This window comes from Wolbachia endosymbiont of Rhagoletis cerasi (assembly GCF_018454475.1).
Classification (GTDB): Bacteria; Pseudomonadota; Alphaproteobacteria; order Rickettsiales; family Anaplasmataceae; genus Wolbachia; species Wolbachia pipientis.
Window position 1 is genome coordinate 1 of sequence record NZ_JADCNC010000003.1, and the last position, 16,050, is coordinate 16,050.

At 36.8% G+C, this 16,050-nt stretch carries 22 protein-coding genes; 2 read left to right on the forward strand and 20 right to left on the reverse strand.

What is annotated here, in order from left to right:
- Positions 1–971, forward strand: a 971-nt coding sequence (locus INQ25_RS00810; protein WP_458695332.1) for a TomO hydrophobic C-terminal domain-containing protein, incomplete at its 5' end; no start/stop codon positions are given.
- A gap of 203 nt (positions 972–1,174) precedes the next feature.
- A complete protein-coding gene (locus tag INQ25_RS00815; protein ID WP_213862799.1) occupies positions 1,175–1,621 on the forward strand; it encodes an IS1096 element passenger TnpR family protein in 447 nt (148 codons plus the stop codon).
- Between the two features lie 281 nt (positions 1,622–1,902).
- On the opposite strand, the gene INQ25_RS00820 is transcribed toward INQ25_RS00815, so the two are convergent.
- The 20 genes from INQ25_RS00820 to INQ25_RS00910 form a co-directional block, all read right to left on the reverse strand.
- Positions 1,903–2,238: a hypothetical protein gene (locus tag INQ25_RS00820; RefSeq protein WP_213862800.1), complete on the reverse strand. Its 336-nt coding sequence runs from the start codon at positions 2,236–2,238 to the stop codon at positions 1,903–1,905.
- Between the two features lie 46 nt (positions 2,239–2,284).
- Positions 2,285–3,787: a recombinase family protein gene (locus INQ25_RS00825; protein WP_213862801.1), complete on the reverse strand. Its 1,503-nt coding sequence runs from the start codon at positions 3,785–3,787 to the stop codon at positions 2,285–2,287.
- Complete coding sequence (locus INQ25_RS00830; protein ID WP_213862802.1) at positions 3,781–4,215, reverse strand: DUF2924 domain-containing protein; 435 nt, start codon at positions 4,213–4,215, stop codon at positions 3,781–3,783. The genes INQ25_RS00825 and INQ25_RS00830 overlap by 7 nt, the downstream gene beginning before the upstream one ends.
- A 42-nt stretch (positions 4,216–4,257) precedes the next feature.
- On the reverse strand, positions 4,258–4,830 hold the full coding sequence (locus tag INQ25_RS00835) for an ankyrin repeat domain-containing protein (RefSeq protein WP_213862803.1): 573 nt from the start codon (positions 4,828–4,830) through the stop codon (positions 4,258–4,260).
- A gap of 185 nt (positions 4,831–5,015) precedes the next feature.
- Positions 5,016–5,585 (reverse strand): ankyrin repeat domain-containing protein, encoded by a 570-nt coding sequence (locus tag INQ25_RS00840; protein ID WP_213862804.1) that lies wholly within the window; start codon positions 5,583–5,585, stop codon positions 5,016–5,018.
- 16 nt (positions 5,586–5,601) lie between these two features.
- On the reverse strand, positions 5,602–5,724 hold the full coding sequence (locus INQ25_RS06580) for a hypothetical protein (protein WP_281410239.1): 123 nt from the start codon (positions 5,722–5,724) through the stop codon (positions 5,602–5,604).
- Complete coding sequence (locus INQ25_RS00845) at positions 5,690–6,292, reverse strand: ankyrin repeat domain-containing protein (protein WP_246484039.1); 603 nt, start codon at positions 6,290–6,292, stop codon at positions 5,690–5,692. Before INQ25_RS00845 ends, INQ25_RS06580 begins: the two co-directional genes overlap by 35 nt.
- 184 nt (positions 6,293–6,476) lie before the next feature.
- The gene (locus INQ25_RS00850) at positions 6,477–7,637 is read right to left on the reverse strand and encodes a phage tail protein (protein WP_213862805.1); all 1,161 of its coding nucleotides are present in this window, start codon (positions 7,635–7,637) and stop codon (positions 6,477–6,479) included.
- On the reverse strand, positions 7,637–8,428 hold the full coding sequence (locus INQ25_RS00855) for a baseplate assembly protein (protein WP_213862806.1): 792 nt from the start codon (positions 8,426–8,428) through the stop codon (positions 7,637–7,639). Before INQ25_RS00855 ends, INQ25_RS00850 begins: the two co-directional genes overlap by 1 nt.
- A 2-nt stretch (positions 8,429–8,430) precedes the next feature.
- A complete protein-coding gene (locus INQ25_RS00860) occupies positions 8,431–8,766 on the reverse strand; it encodes a GPW/gp25 family protein (protein WP_213862853.1) in 336 nt (111 codons plus the stop codon).
- 25 nt (positions 8,767–8,791) lie between these two features.
- Positions 8,792–9,835, reverse strand: coding sequence for a PDDEXK nuclease domain-containing protein (locus tag INQ25_RS00865; RefSeq protein ID WP_246484040.1), 1,044 nt, complete (start codon positions 9,833–9,835; stop codon positions 8,792–8,794).
- A gap of 37 nt (positions 9,836–9,872) precedes the next feature.
- Positions 9,873–10,127: a PAAR domain-containing protein gene (locus INQ25_RS00870; RefSeq protein WP_213862807.1), complete on the reverse strand. Its 255-nt coding sequence runs from the start codon at positions 10,125–10,127 to the stop codon at positions 9,873–9,875.
- Positions 10,128–10,135: 8 nt separating this feature from the next.
- Complete coding sequence (locus tag INQ25_RS00875) at positions 10,136–10,600, reverse strand: phage baseplate assembly protein V (protein WP_213862808.1); 465 nt, start codon at positions 10,598–10,600, stop codon at positions 10,136–10,138.
- Positions 10,587–11,060 (reverse strand): hypothetical protein, encoded by a 474-nt coding sequence (locus INQ25_RS00880; RefSeq protein WP_213862809.1) that lies wholly within the window; start codon positions 11,058–11,060, stop codon positions 10,587–10,589. The genes INQ25_RS00875 and INQ25_RS00880 overlap by 14 nt, the downstream gene beginning before the upstream one ends.
- Positions 11,057–11,581 carry a phage tail protein gene (locus INQ25_RS00885; RefSeq protein ID WP_213862810.1) on the reverse strand — a complete coding sequence of 175 codons (525 nt, stop codon included), beginning with the start codon at positions 11,579–11,581 and terminating at the stop codon, positions 11,057–11,059. The genes INQ25_RS00880 and INQ25_RS00885 overlap by 4 nt, the downstream gene beginning before the upstream one ends.
- Entirely contained in the window at positions 11,566–11,880 is a 315-nt protein-coding gene (locus tag INQ25_RS00890) for a head-tail joining protein (protein ID WP_213862811.1), read from the reverse strand. The genes INQ25_RS00885 and INQ25_RS00890 overlap by 16 nt, the downstream gene beginning before the upstream one ends.
- Before the next feature lie 186 nt (positions 11,881–12,066).
- On the reverse strand, positions 12,067–13,071 hold the full coding sequence (locus INQ25_RS00895) for a major capsid protein (protein ID WP_213862812.1): 1,005 nt from the start codon (positions 13,069–13,071) through the stop codon (positions 12,067–12,069).
- Positions 13,072–13,109: 38 nt separating this feature from the next.
- A complete protein-coding gene (locus INQ25_RS00900) occupies positions 13,110–13,481 on the reverse strand; it encodes a head decoration protein (RefSeq protein ID WP_213862813.1) in 372 nt (123 codons plus the stop codon).
- A gap of 30 nt (positions 13,482–13,511) precedes the next feature.
- On the reverse strand, positions 13,512–14,606 hold the full coding sequence (locus tag INQ25_RS00905) for a S49 family peptidase (RefSeq protein ID WP_213862814.1): 1,095 nt from the start codon (positions 14,604–14,606) through the stop codon (positions 13,512–13,514).
- Positions 14,603–16,021: a phage portal protein gene (locus tag INQ25_RS00910; RefSeq protein WP_213862855.1), complete on the reverse strand. Its 1,419-nt coding sequence runs from the start codon at positions 16,019–16,021 to the stop codon at positions 14,603–14,605. The genes INQ25_RS00905 and INQ25_RS00910 overlap by 4 nt, the downstream gene beginning before the upstream one ends.
- Positions 16,022–16,050 lie beyond the last annotated feature (29 nt).

A 16,050-nucleotide genomic window follows, 5' to 3' on the forward strand; every position in this document is an offset into this window, starting at 1 on the left:
ATGAAGGTGCAAAAGCTTTAGCTAATGGTAATTTTATAGGTCTTATTTCTCTTTATTTGGAAAGCAACAAGATTGGTGATGAAGGTATAGAAGCCTTAGCTAATGGTAGTCTTACAAAGCTTTTTTATCTTGATTTAGGATTGGACAAAATTAGTAATGGAGTTTCAGTGGATAGTAGCAACGAAGCTAGGGAACATTGTACCTTTTTCGAAAATCAGTCGAAGGCTGTACATCCTAATACACTTGCTTTGAAGCTGAAAGATGCACTTGATAAGCTAAAAAGTCAACAATCTAATCAGGATAGTGTGACAGATAGGCATGCTTCTCTGGATACTGATTCAGATGATGGCAGTTGTTTTTCCTGGGGTACTAATTGGAGTGGTAAAGAAATTAGTGGAGTGGCTAGCCCTGCTGAAGCAGAGAGTCAACAGTTAAGTAGTGCGCAGCGAGAATTAGCTGCAAAAACTAATGAACTTGAGGATGTGAAATGTCAACTCAGAGAAAAAGAGCGAGACCTAGGTGTTGTAAATCAAAGGACTTTACAGGAGCGGGATAGTGCACAGCGAGAATTGGCTGCAAAAACTAATGAACTTGAGGGTGTGAAATATCAACTCAGAGAAAAAGAGCGAGACCTAGGTGTTGTAAATCAAAGGGCTTTACAGGAGCGGGGTAGTGCGCAGCGAGAATTGGCTGCAAAAACTAAAGAGTTGAATGGTAAAAACAAAAAATTCTCAGAAGCAAACACTCAGAGTATAAGGCAAGGTAATTATGCCTCTACTTTTTTTATATTGTCTGGGGTGTGTGCTGTTGGTGTGAGTTTAACAATACCTTATTTAGCGATATGTATTACATTTGCTGTAGCTGCATCGATTTTTCTTGCAGTAGGATGTTACTGTTCGTATAAGGCAAATACAGCACTTAGTAATGTTGAAGTTAAAAATGGTGTTAATCCTGCAGTTGTGGAAGTTTAAAATAGCCCAAGTTGACAAGGATAGAGGTTAAGTTTTAGAGATTTTTCAAATAGCTTTTTAAGATCCTGAAGTTGAGTGGAGAGAGGCAGCTTTCTCCACTAGATAACGTTATTGCCGCTAGTTATTTGAGGTTTATGCATCGAGCTTGACTTGTGTTATTTTTTTTGCTATTGGTTAATTTATATAAGTTAAAGGTAAATTAGGTGGATGATAAAGAAAAAGTATACCTATTTAAAGTCTCTCTGAACAAGAAAATCTATCGTGAAATAGCATTGAAAGGTACATCAAGCCTTTATAAGTTTGCAGAGGCTATCATAGGTGCTTTTGATTTTGGATTGGATCATTCATTTGGTTTTTATAGTAACATAAATGATATTTATAAAAGCAATGAAGTATACACTTTATTTTATGATACTGATTCTAGTCTGACTGTTATGCCTAATGAAAAAAGCGTCAGAAATTCTTATATCTATAAGGTTTTTGAGTCAGATAAAAAAATGGTTTTTCTTTTTGATTATGGTGATAATTGGGAGTTCTTAGTAGAATGTTGTGGTATCATTGAAGCAGAAGTTGGAAAAAGATATCCAAAAGTTACTAAAAAGCAAGGAGAAGCTCCTCCTCAATATCCTGACTATGACGATGAGGAGTAACCACAGCAGGTAAACAACCTCTTTATATTTTGATAACAGTGATACTAAAATAGGTACAATGTTGTTAATCTGGCAGTTGTAGCTAATTAAACATAGCAGCATCAATGTCAGCGAAGTTTATGGGAGTAAAAAAACAAAAGTTGGAAAAATTATGCTTGCATTAGCTTTTATTTGTACTATGTATTGTACGTAATATCTTTACAGGCTGAGGAAAGGTATGTTAATTGAAGATATTTTTAAGCCTGGGCAAGTTTGTAATAAGGCAGAAGTAAACGAAACAATCAAAAAAGCCAGAGAAGGGCAATGGTTTTAATGTGGTTAGATTCAGCGGAAGATGGGCTGTCAGCTCTATCGACGGAAGTTGGTTCTACAGTGGTTTCTACTGAATCATTTTGCGCTTTTTCGCTACTTTCACATATAGGTTGAAGATCTTCACTATTTATATTACATAATTTAGTGTCAGTTTCTGTAGCTTTATCAACTGTATTGGTTTGCTTTTTTATTTCAACTTTAACTTCCTCAACATCTGCAGGCATCTCCATATCAGCTTCTTTTGCGGTAGTGGTACCTTTTTTATTTTTAAGCTTTTCAGCAATAGCTTTCCCTATCTTTTTCATAATGTTTTTCTCTCTATTAAAATTTGTTGTATTTAGTGTGTGTAATTTAAGACGCTAACTTGTAAAACTTTTCCAATTGCTCACTCCACAGCATTGGTATTTCCCTTAAATCAACTAACCTCAAACTACTTGGCTGCCTCCCATTTACTATGTCTTCCTTAATTTTTGGAGCCAAATAATTTAATCTTAAAATTTGTTGTATACGTCTTGTACCTATATTAATTTTGATACTCAGTTCCTTCACACTTGCATATTTTTCTTCTTCTAGCTGCCGTTTCCAAAGATGGGCTCTCACCACCGCTTTCAGTAGCGCATTGTTTGTTTTTCCTTCTGGTTCCACTACTGTGCATTTGTTTCCTTTCTTCTTCAAATTCATTGCTATAAATGTCTCCTCTGATTCAGAACATACTTCTACTCCTTCCTCTCTTACCCACACTACCTTTATTAATTTTTTCACTGCTTCTTTCTGTTCTCTGAAACTTAAATTTTCCCATTTCTCTTTTTTTGCCCCTTTTTCCCAATTCTCATATAAGCATTCCGCTCTCTTCATTACTTCTTTTTCCACTTCTCCGGCTACTACGGTTCGATTTATTGATCCACAATCTTTTCCTCTTAAATGGTTATTGCATATATAATATCGATACCTTTTATTTTCTTTTTTTGAGTATGTCAGCGTCATGTTTACTTTGCAGCATCTGCATCTTATCATCCCCTTTAGTAGCGCCTCTTCATATTTTTTGCCTCGATACGGTTGATTCTTTATCAATTCTTGCGCTTTTTGCCATTTTTCTTCTTCTATTATTGCTTCATGCTTTCCCTCATACTGTTTTTCATAATGTCTTGTTTTTCCCATATATACTGGATTTGTTATTATTCTCCTTACCGTGGCCTTTTTAAAGATATCTGATTTTGCTTTCGTTCGGTACCCTTGGCTATTTAACTCTCTTGCTAATCCTGCCATTGACTTCAGCTCCATATATCTTTCAAATATGTGCTTTATTACTTTTGCTTCTTTTTCATTTATTATTAATTCCTTCTCCTTTACATCATATCCTAACGGCACATTCCCTCCCATCCATAACCCTTGTTCTTTCGATGTTGCTATTTTATTTTTTACTCTCTCTACTATCATTTCTCTTTCTAGTTGTGCCGCCCCTGATAGCACTGTTTGCACAAATTTTCCCATTGGTGTATTGTTATCAAATATCTGTGTTACTGCTACAAAACTTATCCGGTGCCTTCTAAAAAATGACGTTACTTCTATGCAGTCTTTTGTTTCTCTTGATAACCTATCTAGCGTATACACTACCACACAGTCTATCTCTCCGGCTTTTACATCATCAAATAACTCCTTTATCGCTGGTCTGTTTAAATTACTTCCTGAATAGCCTCCATCATCGTACTTTTTTGCCAATGCTACCCACCCTTCTCGACTCTTTATATACTTTTCACATGCTACCCTTTGTGCGTCCAAGCTATTAAACTTTTGTTCTAGTCCATCCTCATTTGATTTTCTCGTATATATCGCACATCTTACTTCTTTTAGCATCTTTTCTCCTTATCTCTCATTCCAAATAGGAGTGGCCCATTATAGCTCATTCCCATTATTTTCCCTGCTACTGCTGATAGTGACGTAAAAAATTCTTCTCTGTAGATTAAACCCTTATCTGTTACCATTACCGCGTGCGTTTCCTCACCTCTTTCTAGTATCAACTCCGTTCCCTCTACTGGCAGTTTATCGCTACTTATCCTTTTTCCCTGCTCTAGCCGATCTGCCAGGTATTCTAGTCTTTTTGCTCCTTTTCTTGATATTTCTCCATACGCTTTCTCCTGCAACCTATACGCCAATCTTGGTATCAGGTATTTCTTTGAGTGTCTAGGTGCTTCTTCCTCAAATACCTTCTTCCATATTTTTTTCAGTTCTGCTAGTGGTTTTTTCTCTAAATATTTTACCTCTTTTTCTACTTTTTTTTCCATATAATCACCTTTTCAAACACAGCCCTTCTGAATTTTTAAACGCTATAGCACTTTCTCATCCACAGTTTCTAGCTCTTCCTTTACACCTGCTGCCGTACTTTCCGATACAACTCTTATTCTTTCTATAAATTCCCTCTGTTTATTTGCGATTTTTATGTTTTCTAACACTTCTTTTATCTCTTTATTATTTCTCGCATAATCCATTGGGGTCTTGCCAAATTTATCCTTTTGTTCCACATTCCCTCCCGCTTTTACTAGCTCTTCTACTATTTTTATTTCACTTACCATGCAGGCAAGGTGTAACGGGGCAAATTTGCTACTTCGTTCCACTGCGTTTATATCTGCTCCTGCCTTTATCAGCTCCTTTGTATTTTCTACACGTTGCCCCATGACTGCTAGGTGTAGTGGTCTATATTTCCCGGCATCTGCTGCATCTACATCTGCTCCCTTTTTGATTAATAATTTCACTTTTTTCGGATCTGGCATTCCCACCGCGTAATGTAGTATCGTCCTCCCTTTTGTGTCTTTTTTATTAATATTTTCTATTGAGTTATCTAATACTTCTTTCCACGACTTATTAAATTCTTCTCTTTCTTTCTTACTAAATTTTACCATAACTTTCCTCAGCTATTAATGTAATATAAAGTGGCTCCAATTTGGCTCACTTCAGCGCTTAGCAAATCTTGTTTGTTTACTAGCTACTTTTTCACTTAGGGCTGTTTTAGCATAAAAAGCAAGTTTTTTTTTACAAAATATACACATTTTTTCAGCATATTATATTAAGATATAAATCTATATGTTTAATCTGTTAAATCTACCTCCTGCAGTTGTAATTCATTTACGTTTCGTTTCTCCATTATCTCCTCTATTGCCTTGTTTGCTTCTCCATACATCACCGCCACATCTCTCATATTCACTCCCCTTTTCTCTAGAAAATTCGTTACCTTCTGGTAAATCTTCGCATAGTTTAGTGGACTACATCCAAATTTATCTACTGTATCAAGATCTCCTCCCGCCTTCATTAACTCTTCTATTGTTCCTTTCCTCCCTGCTAAACAGGCTAAGTGTAGTGGTACTGCTTTGTTGTTCGACTTTGCATTTACCTCGGCTCCTTTCTCTATCAGTGCTTTCACATTCTTTCTATTTCCTAAAAATGCTGCTAGGTGCAACGGTGTCTCGCCTCTATTGTTTCTATCGTTTATACCTGCACCTTTTTCTATTAATAACTTTATTACTTCTGGGTTTGACACTTGTGCTGCTCGGTGCAATGCCGTACAACCACCTGAATCTTTTCCATTTATGTTTTCTTCTGATATTGCTTTCAGTAACTTATCAAAAGCATTTTTTGTTTCTTTGTTAAACTTTACCATAATATACCTCAACTATCTATCTTTCATCAAATTCTTTAATCATAGTGTTCATCTTGCCCACCACCCTGCTTATTACTTTGTTAAAATCTTCTATTATTAGCGACTCATCTCTTTTTCTTATTTCTTCTAAACTTACCACCTTCCCTTTTAACTTCGGTTCTACTCCATACATCTACCATTTCTCCAACCGACTCCACTATTTCATCGCATATCTCTGGTCTATCTCTTACTACACCTCCTTGCTTTTCCAGGAATTTCTTCACCTCTTTATTCTTTTCATTGTCCATTAGCCAATACATCGGTGTATTACCAAACTTATCTGGCTGATTAACGGCCGCTCCTGCTTTTACTAGCTCTTTTATTATCCTTTCTGCCCATACCATACACGCAAGATGCAGTGGCGTATATTTGCTCATTCCTTCAGTAGCATTTACTTCCGCTCCTGATCTTATCAGCTCTTTCACGTTCTCTAGACGTTTCGCCGATACTGCCCAATGGAGCGGTGTAAAACCCCTGTTATCTCTCGCATTGACTTCCGCTCCTTTCTTGACTAGAAAACTTACTTTTTTTCTTGTCGACATTCTTGCTGCCTTGTGCAGTATTGTTTCACCTTTTTCGTTTTTTTCATTAATATTCTTAAATGAGTTCTCTAATAATTCATAAAATGACTTATTAAAAGCTTCTCTCTTTTCCTTGCTAAACCTCATTTCATACCTCACTATAAAAACATACGCCAATTTGGCTTTCTTTAGTGCAAGACCAATTTTTTTTGTTTACTTGCTACTATTTAAGTTATGCGTGTTTTAGCATAAAAAGGCAAGTCTTTTTTCGTGTAGTACACCTTTTTTAACTAAATACTAATATAGCATATGAAGATATAAATATATATGCTTAATGCATTAAACATATTACTTGTTTCTCTTCCCAACTTCTGTTCAAGTGACGATGTTCGTGCCATGTTAGAACACCTGGGTAAAACACTAAAATGTAACTTTCTAACTCGTGTATTGCATCCTTTTGCTCTAAATCTAAATTGTTTTCAAAATGAACATAGTGCTCTGCCACACCATATCTTATAACTTTTTGATTGGTAAAATCTTCTACCTTGTAGTGGTGAGTAACGCTAAACCTTTCTAAAATTGGTTTATATTTTAAATTCCACAGTTGTTCAGATAGTTTATCACTTCCTAGTAAAAATTTATCCCCTTCCTCTTCTATACTAGTAACCGGAAAACATGCGTTTATTTCTCCTAAACTCCAACTGTCCGATAATACTACCTGCGCTTTAGCAAACTTAATTGCCGGTAATAAGCTCTGTGGTAGCGGATATAGCGCTTTGAAGTTATACCACAGATGACTTCTTTCATAAATACCGTTATAATTCTTTGTGTGAGGCTCTGTTTCTCCAAGTATTGCTACATCCAAGCGATATATGTCATTGCTTAAAGCTCGTTCATAATGATCGCGTAGATAATTTTCTATAATCCTAATAACTGGACCACTAGACCTGAAAAAATTTACTCTTCCAAATGATAACACTGGTCCATCTTTTTCGATCTTTGTACCAGAGTAGTCTGATAATAAGCTGCCAAAAAAACTTTCGTCTAAAATAAATCTGCCAATATTATAGTGGTCATTGAAAAGCCTCATTAGCCTCGATCTTGCAGGTAGTGATAGTTTTGCTAGTTCTACTACTGCATCAACAAAGAAATCATTTGGTACGTCTCTTATCCCTATTTGTAATTCAAAAAAGTGTTTACCGGGTGGCTCTTCAATAATTGTAATATCATCTATACTTGCCCATTTTAATGCTATTTTCAGTGACGCTGGTGTTCCTCTTAAACGCTGAAATTTTATTCCTTCTTTTATCGCTCTTCTTTTATCTTTTGCCCAGCGTAGAATTTCTTCTAACCCGTATTCTTCAACCAACCACGGCAATACTTCTTCTTTTAGGTTAAATTTAAACCCTCTGATACAACTTGGATCTACTTTGTAATCAATAGCCTCTACTAATGCTTGCTCTTGTTTTGTTGCATTTGGTGGCAGTAACATTAATTCAACTCAATCTTTAAATTTCTTAAGGCAGCACACTCATTTCCTGCTACAATAACATCCTCTCTTGGCTCGATTAATTCCACGTTTTCCACTCCTTCTACGAACAAATTCGCTATAATCCATGATCTTGTTACACTCCATCCCAGCCTTCTACTTGCTTCAAACTTCTTAATGAACTGTTCCTTAATTTCCTCCTTTGATATTACAGAACTTATGCTCATTCTGCTGTGAATATCTATTTCCGTAATATTGCAACTTACCACTTCAATCGTATCTGTTAAAATCCTCACATCCTCCTTGTTTAGCTGATTTCTGACAATTTCTAGTAATTCTTTTGGCGGTATGCCAGTTGTGGATAATTGTGTTGATAAGATCGAAATTTGTACTTTTCCTGGTACAGGTGATTCTACTAATGCATCTTTAACTCTCGTATCTGCTGATAATGCATAATACCGATAATTTCCTCCTGTGCTCCAGCCAAATATCTTTGCTTTAATTCTTTTTCTAAATCGTTCGTCATCTTCCCCCTTTTCCCTTTCTACACCATAAAACTCAGCCAAATTATCAAGATCTTCTCCCCTTGCAAATTTCAGTAAATTATTCTTTACTGCTTCATTTATTCTTTGTCTTAGTAACAATTCCCTCCAGGCTGCTACTTCCAGAACCTTCATTGCTGGATCAGATTCTACTAATGCTGTAAAACTTGCATCACGCTTCACTAACTCTTCCTTCATCCGAGCAAAAATCTCTTCAAAGTTCAGTGGTTCGATAATATTTGGCTGCTCCATCTTTATACTACAATTCCTTCAAAATGAATATTTTTCCCATTTGGTAGATAAATCCCATCCAAAGAAATTGTGACTTTCCCTTCTTTTACTTCTGTGATTTTTACCTTTTCGAGTTTGAACCTTGTTTCCCACTTTTGTAGTGCTTTCGCTGTTGCCGCATAAATTTCTAACGTAAAATCTCTATTTATTGGCCGATCAATTAACTCAGATAACCTTGAGCCATGCTCCCTCCTCATTATTCTGCTGCCTATCGGCGTGGTTAAAATATTAACTATTGATTGCTTTAAATGTTCTATTCCTTCAAGCTCTTTCCCAGTATTAACGTCCATTCCTCGCATAAACACGTTGCCTTTTGTGTTATATCTATTTAATCATTTTCTTCTTAGTACTTGCGTATTTTTCACGAGCTATAGAGATAGCTTTTCTCAACTTCTCCTCAAGGATTTCCTTAGGAGGCAACTGTGTTAAATACTGTGCAACATGAATATTAGATCCTTCAAGCTCCAGGTATTCTATATCTTCTTGATCCTTATCAGCACACAAAATAATCCCTAGGGGTTTTTCTTCATCTGGTTTTCGTTCATTTTTATCTAACCAATTTAAGTACCATTCCATCTGTCCTTTATAAGCTGGTTCAAATCGACCAATTTTTAGTTCTATTGCAATAAGGCGCCTTAATCCCCTATGAAAAAATAGCAAGTCTAAATACCTATCAATTCTTTCGGTACTCATCCTTTTTTGACGTGTCACAAAACAAAAATCATTACCAAACTCTTGTAAAAATTTTACCAATTCATCCAAAATCGTATTTTCTAGATCAGTCTCACTATGACTTGATGGCAATTCCACAAAGTTAAGGAAGTATGGATCGTGAAAAATGAATTCGGGGGCTAACGTATTTTCTTCACGTAACTGTTTGATGCTTTGTCTTATGAAGTCCTCAGGCTTTTTTGCTAGTGCTGTACGTTCATACAACATGGTATCGATTCTACTACGTAGTGCTCTAACACTCCATCTTTCAATACGACACATTTCTATATAATAATTACGCTTCAGCTCATCAGAAATTGCGATAATTTCTACAAAATGTGACCAACTCAATTGTTGTGACAGTGTCGCGACAATTTCTTGATCGGGAAAGAATTTGGAAAATTGCACCATCCGAAATAATGAGGCTCTATCAAATCCACGTCCATATTTCATCTGAAGTTCTTTTGCAAGTTGGGAGATGATTTGCTTCCCATAATCTGCACGTTTGTGCTTTAGGATATCTTGATCAATTCTGGAGCCAATTTCCCAGTTTAACAATACTAGAGTAGAATTGAATTGAACAGAAAGATGATTCTTTGCTCTATCTATTAAATTACTAACGTCTCCTAATAGGCTAGTAGTTATATCCATGTTCATAATTTTACTTTTGGTAAGTATAGCACATGGTTTATTTTTATTCTGAAAAAACATTACTACTTCCACTTATTACCTTAAAACCACAAGATACTGAATCCCCAACTCTTCCTATACCATGACCATTTGCAAACACTGCTTTCGACCCTTGTGCCATTACCTTATTTTCACTAAAACTATCTCCTTGCCTACAAATTGGTCTACTATTCGCAAATACATCACTGCTTCCACTTATACAAAAATGCGGCAACGCTTCCCCGCAGTGATCTCCTAGGCATATAACTGATTTATTCATTCCTTTTCCTAATTTAGATTTATTCTTTGTGCCTTAAGTTTTATTCCTTCCTTTGTTATTTCTATACTTGATTTCCCAACTTGCAATGTTATTTTATCTACTACGTCAACTTCAAAATGATGCTTTTCCTTGTCGTACAATAACTTTGTCCCATCTTTAAATACCACACTACTTATTTCCTTTTTATTCTCTGGAGGCGGATATTTCTCCTGATATATTGCTGGTAATACTACTCCCAAAGATAATTCCCCAAATGGCGATAATACTATTACTTGCTCATCAATATTCGGCACAAACCAACTTCTATCTTCTCCTGCTCTTGCCGTTACCCACGGAAGCCAATCGGTTATAAATTCTCCTATTTTTACCCGCACTCTCGCTTTTTCATAGTCTACTTCTTTAACTAGACCTATACGAATAATATTCGCTAACTTCCTATTCAGCTCTGAAATTGCAAAATTATGCTCTAACATTTTCGCCAACACTTATTGTATGTGGTATGATACCAGTTTCTGACCACACTGACTTCCATACATGGATTTCATGCACCCATTCAACCATCCACACTAGATATGCATCCAACTCTGGCCTAAAATCATCTCCTCCTGCTGATAAAAACTCTCCAGGTGCAATATTTTTCACGTTCCAAGTATTCTTATTCACTACCCTTGCAATTTCCGCTGCCAGTGACCTTACAACCACCGAGGAATCCTCGACTGTTCCATCAACTACCACTCTCGCCTCAAATCTTGCTCTCAGCGCCAATTCCTCTGTTCCAGGATCTTTTCCCGATTCTAAACTCACAAGCTCTACAAATAACGCTGGTGCTACTAATTCTTTCCTTATTGCTGGATAAATTTCACATGTCTGTATAGACGATATTTCTCTCTTCAGCGTAGTGCAGATTGCATTATGCAAATCTTTAAAATTCATACATTTCTTGTAATATAGTTCAATTCACGTTCAAAGAACTTTCCAAACATCCTTTCAACCTCATAATTAACAAGATCTCTTATTACTTTTGATGCTTCTGGTTCTAGTGGCAATTTAACTTCCTTTATTGGCAATGCTGTTCTTCCTTCACGCTTAAACATACCGCTATTTCCTTTTGGCATAACTGCTGCAAATCCTCCTATAAATTGGTGCTTTCCTACTTTCGATCCTCTTCTTGTTTTTTGTGTTTTGCCAATTGTCGATGCTCTAATGTCATAGAGATTCGCTCTAATTAACACGTCTAATCTGCTAGTTTTCGCCTTAAAAATTCTTAATCTCTTTCTTATCAAACTTAATTTTATCTTCTTTTCCTCACTGATTTCCTTAGCAGCTTGCGTTTTTAACCATAGTGCTGTTTTGTTTAATGCCCTCTCCGTCGCTTTTTCCACTTTTTTCCTTTCAGCATTTATACTTTCAATTACCTTATTAATATTATCGGTAACTTCTATATTAATAGACATCCAGACGCTTCGATTCTCCAGATCATTCCAGATTTGTCCCTAAGTGGTGGCGTATGTATTTTGTATTTGCAATCACCTATAACAAAAATATCCCCCACCATTGGTTGCAATACATCAAAGACACTCACCTCCAAAATCAACATCTCCCCTACAAATTGTCCTTCACCAATCCCGTATAATTTATCTGGCTGTTGCTTTAATATCTGTACCTTGTATGACTTATCCTTTGATTCATACAACGCTTGCTGCCCTAGATGTGTAAAACAATCTGCAAATAATCTTTTAATGTTTTCTTGCATTCTTCCTTTATACTTACTAAACTTCTAAAGCTTGTGTAGGCAGAGCAATCCTTTTTTGTACCTCCTTTCTTGTAGTTGCTCTGTCTACAAAAACCATTTGCATACCTTGCCTTTATATAGTAACTTAAGAAGCACGCTAAGAAAGTGGCTATTAGGAGGAAAGTCATTCTCTCCTTTTTGGCTCCTCTATGCTGCAACGATTTTTACTAATATCCCCGGACGGTGGCACATCGGCAAAGGGTTGGATTGGGTGTGAAGGTCAGTTCCTCTATCAAACCTCCTTGGCTCTTGTTTTGCATATAGTGGCTGTCCAAGAGTATTTACCGTTTCATTAAAGTCTGCTGGTGCAAAATATGTCGTAAACGTACTCGCTGTTCCTAGTGGAAAACAGTGTCCTGTATCTCTTTCTATAAATCTTCTTACGGTTCCTTCAGGATCAGTTGCTTGCCCTCTATATTCCTCAAACGTTATTCCACAGAACGTAAATCCTGATCTCATATCATTTCGAAGTGCTGCTCCTTCTTGCCATCTCTCATATGCTTCTTTTACTTTAGCATGAGAAGTTAGTGCATCAAAAAACTCAGGACTTACCAGCGCATGAATCCCAGTCATATATTCACCACTTAAGTTGTCCTCAACATGGCGCAATACTTCCAGACACTTACGCTTTACATCAGTTGTCGCAGTTCCTAGGGCAAAATTTACTACTTTTGGTGTTATTTCAAATTCGTTGTACAGATTTAATAATTCACTGCCATCTGCGTCCAGAATAATCCCTTTCAGCGCTCCCATTCGCAAATGCTCCAACGTTATTGCATGTTTATTTCTCATTAGCTGCAAATGATCAGTTATCACATCTGCCAACGCTTTAAGCTCACTCTCTGATCCAAATGCTCTTATTCCCTGTACTTCCTCTGGCAGCACTACATCATCATGAGGAATATGTGGAATTGTGAATGTTCTTACTTTTCGTTTTCCTCGTTTTCCCACTGTTGCTGGTGCTCCTGGAGATTGTGTTGGTAATAAACTGAGAACTCCTTGGTGTTCTTCTATCGTAATATGACGAAATCTTACTGACCTACTTGGAAATAAATTCAAATTTTCTGTTCGACCATAATTTATCGGCAATATGTTCATTGCATTTGTTAATGCTGTCATACTAAATGCTGGATTTGTAAATGGATTTTGCATGTTTTTCCCCTTGTTTTCCCTATTAATTTAAGTTGAGTTTAGACACCTTTGCGGATGATGATACCCCGTGCTTCAAGTTGCTTTATTGCTGCAGCTTTTTGCTCTTCAGTGATATTTGCTGGCCACACCACTGCATGATCTGCTAACATTGCTATACGTGTAATGATTACTGCTTTGGTGTTTTCTATTGCATTTACATCACTTACTATTACACCTATCGCTGTTTGTGTGCCATCTGTTGCTGTTGGGTTGATAATTTTAATTACGTTATCTTCAACATTACAGCCAACTACAGTACCCAAGCTAAGGTTTTGCCCTTTTGCTACCGTTATTTGGTCTCTTGAATATAGATTAGAAACTTCGTATTTCAGAAGATCACCAAGGTTATTTTGTTCTGTTATAGTACTCATTTTGCTTTTCTCCTTTATTTTCTACTTTTGTTATACTGCACGACTCCTTGCTACTTCCATCATCAAGTCTTCCGGTGTATTTTGCGGTATTGTACTCATTATCTCTGTCTTTTTCGTTCTCTCCGCCAGTATCGACATTAATATCTCTTGGGCTTGCTTTGCATTTACATCCTGTTCGATAAATTCTGTTATTTTTTCCGGCATTTTTGATAAATTACATAGACGTACTATCTCATGAACTTCAGCACGGCACTTTTCATAACCAAGACGTTTACCTTGCTCAATTAGATCCTCTTTGGAATTTATCGCTTGTTCTTTAAAATTAGCTATAGTTTGTTCTGTCATAGTAATACTCCTGTTTTTGTTAATAAATTTAAGCTCCGAAAAAATTGTAATTCCATCAGCAAGTCCTATTTCTATTGCTTTTTCTCCAAAATATAACCCTGCTTCGGTTGATTTGATTCTTTCCATGGACAAATTTCTGTTTCGTGCTATGAGCTGGACAAACATCTCATATAGGCGATTTACCTCTTCTTTTAAGCTTTCCATACTTTCTGATGTTATTGGCTCATGTGGATTTAAATCGTTTTTTCGATTTCCAGCAAATACTGTTGTATATTTTATTCCCTGTTTTTCATCAAATCCACTTTGATCAATGTGACTTGCTATTACCCCTATGCTTCCAACTCCTGATGTTCTGCTTACATACACCTTTTCAGCACTTGATGCAATTGCATACGCTGCGGAATACGCATCATCATTTGCTATTGCTACGATCTTTTTCAATGCCCTTGCTTCGTAAATAAAGTCAGAAAGGTCGAATAAACCGTTTACTTCCCCTCCGGGGCTGTCTATGTCCAAAATTATTGTTTCTACTTCTTCATTTATTAAAGCTTCTTCTATCTCTTCACGTATCTTCTCATATGATGTCATCCCTAAAATATCGTCAAAAGCTTCTGAATTCTTCGTCAAGATTCCATGTATTGGTATTACTTTTATTCCACTTTCACTATTTTTTACTGCATGTTTTATGTTTTTAAAAATTGGCTGCTTTCCTGCTTGTAATGACAGTAACTCAAAACTTCTTGGCTCTACCATCATTGGTTTGTTTATTTGTTGTCTCATATCACTTCTTGATTAGTAGTAACGTCAGAATCAAAATTTAATCCCAATTCACTCGCACGCCTTTGATCTTCTGCAATTTCTTGGTCTATTTCTTCTATATCGTAACCCAGCTCTGATACCACCTCTGACCTGCTCTTAAACCCATTTCTTACCGCCATTTGCTGTGCTTGCTGGTCTTTTAGTGGGTCTACCCAATCAAACCCTTGCGCTATCCATTTTACCTCTTTTGCCCCTTTTTTTGTCCATTCTTCTCCTATATCGAGTTCTCCAGATAGTATTGCTAATTCTAACCACCTATCCCATACTGGACGGCAAAACTGAAATACCATTATGTTATGCTGTAACATTCCGCACCTCCGCCGAAACTCTATTAACCCTGCTCGGATTGATGAATAATTAACACCTGTTAAATCTCCTGTTAGTTGCTCATACGTTATCCCTGTGCCTACTGCTATTGCCCTGAGCTGCTGTTTCATAAATGCTTCATAACTTCCTCCAACATCAGATGGTTCCGAAAATTTGATATCTTCTCCTGGATCAAGTAATTGCATAGTCCCAGGTTCTAAGCCTGACAGCGCTACTCCATGCTCATTTGCTTCACCTTCTCCTAAAATATTTGCTTCTGGATCGAGTCTCGTAATAAATCCAGCAAACATTGCAGCAGTCTTTTTTCTCACTAATTCTGCATCATCATATTGATCAAGTTCATAGAGCTTTAACAGTACTGTAGAAAGCCACGGTACTCCTCGAATCTGCCCAGGTCTTAGTGGTCTATAGATATGTAAAACATCATTTGCTGGCACTCTCACCGATTCGCCAAACGAGCCTTCTCCTGGATGTTCTCTAAATAGGTAGTACGCTTCTCTTTGCCCCAGTCTATTAAACTCAATCCCGTTTCTAATTACATTACCGTTGGCAAGGGTTTGATTGCTCTTATTGTCTAAATGCTCTGATTCAAGTACTTGCAGTTGCAACGGCACACAAAGTCCATCTTCTCGTTTTCTCGTTCTCAGCCGTACAAAACATTCCCCTCCCTCTATCATGCTCCTACAGACCAAAGCTTGTAACCCATAAAAATCACTCATTCCGCTACTGTCTGCTTCATCTGTCCATCTCAGCCATAATTCTTGCACTTTTTTCCGAAACTCTGCATTCTTTGCTTTTGATTGCGGCTTTATTCCTGTCCCAACGCAATTACTCACTATCGTATCGATGATGTTTGCCGCATAGGAGTTCTTTCTCACCATATCACGTGAACGACTACGCAGGTGTTCAAGGCTTTGAGATAGCAAATTGTTTATGCTTCCTGCTTCTCCTTGCCAATACATTACCCTTCTTCCTGAACCTGACGCATCCCATGCTGAGCTCTTGATTTTTGGCTTGCGGAATAATTGCTTGAATGATTTCAATAACATCATGATATCCAAAAATCTTTTAATTCTTC

Bases quoted from the DNA above. Each gene is read 5' to 3' on its own strand.
- INQ25_RS00820 (WP_213862800.1), bottom strand. From the start codon at position 2,238: ATGAAAAAGATAGGGAAAGCTATTGCTGAAAAGCTTAAAAATAAAAAA.
- INQ25_RS00825 (WP_213862801.1), bottom strand. From the start codon at position 3,787: ATGCTAAAAGAAGTAAGATGTGCGATATATACGAGAAAATCAAATGAG.
- INQ25_RS00830 (WP_213862802.1), bottom strand. From the start codon at position 4,215: ATGGAAAAAAAAGTAGAAAAAGAGGTAAAATATTTAGAGAAAAAACCA.
- INQ25_RS00835 (WP_213862803.1), bottom strand. From the start codon at position 4,830: ATGGTAAAATTTAGTAAGAAAGAAAGAGAAGAATTTAATAAGTCGTGG.
- INQ25_RS00840 (WP_213862804.1), bottom strand. From the start codon at position 5,585: ATGGTAAAGTTTAACAAAGAAACAAAAAATGCTTTTGATAAGTTACTG.
- INQ25_RS00845 (WP_246484039.1), bottom strand. From the start codon at position 6,292: ATGAGGTTTAGCAAGGAAAAGAGAGAAGCTTTTAATAAGTCATTTTAT.
- INQ25_RS00850 (WP_213862805.1), bottom strand. From the start codon at position 7,637: ATGTTACTGCCACCAAATGCAACAAAACAAGAGCAAGCATTAGTAGAG.
- INQ25_RS00855 (WP_213862806.1), bottom strand. From the start codon at position 8,428: ATGGAGCAGCCAAATATTATCGAACCACTGAACTTTGAAGAGATTTTT.
- INQ25_RS00860 (WP_213862853.1), bottom strand. From the start codon at position 8,766: ATGCGAGGAATGGACGTTAATACTGGGAAAGAGCTTGAAGGAATAGAA.
- INQ25_RS00865 (WP_246484040.1), bottom strand. From the start codon at position 9,835: ATGAACATGGATATAACTACTAGCCTATTAGGAGACGTTAGTAATTTA.
- INQ25_RS00870 (WP_213862807.1), bottom strand. From the start codon at position 10,127: ATGAATAAATCAGTTATATGCCTAGGAGATCACTGCGGGGAAGCGTTG.
- INQ25_RS00875 (WP_213862808.1), bottom strand. From the start codon at position 10,600: ATGTTAGAGCATAATTTTGCAATTTCAGAGCTGAATAGGAAGTTAGCG.
- INQ25_RS00880 (WP_213862809.1), bottom strand. From the start codon at position 11,060: ATGAATTTTAAAGATTTGCATAATGCAATCTGCACTACGCTGAAGAGA.
- INQ25_RS00885 (WP_213862810.1), bottom strand. From the start codon at position 11,581: ATGTCTATTAATATAGAAGTTACCGATAATATTAATAAGGTAATTGAA.
- INQ25_RS00890 (WP_213862811.1), bottom strand. From the start codon at position 11,880: ATGCAAGAAAACATTAAAAGATTATTTGCAGATTGTTTTACACATCTA.
- INQ25_RS00895 (WP_213862812.1), bottom strand. From the start codon at position 13,071: ATGCAAAATCCATTTACAAATCCAGCATTTAGTATGACAGCATTAACA.
- INQ25_RS00900 (WP_213862813.1), bottom strand. From the start codon at position 13,481: ATGAGTACTATAACAGAACAAAATAACCTTGGTGATCTTCTGAAATAC.
- INQ25_RS00905 (WP_213862814.1), bottom strand. From the start codon at position 14,606: ATGAGACAACAAATAAACAAACCAATGATGGTAGAGCCAAGAAGTTTT.
- INQ25_RS00910 (WP_213862855.1), bottom strand. From the start codon at position 16,021: ATGTTATTGAAATCATTCAAGCAATTATTCCGCAAGCCAAAAATCAAG.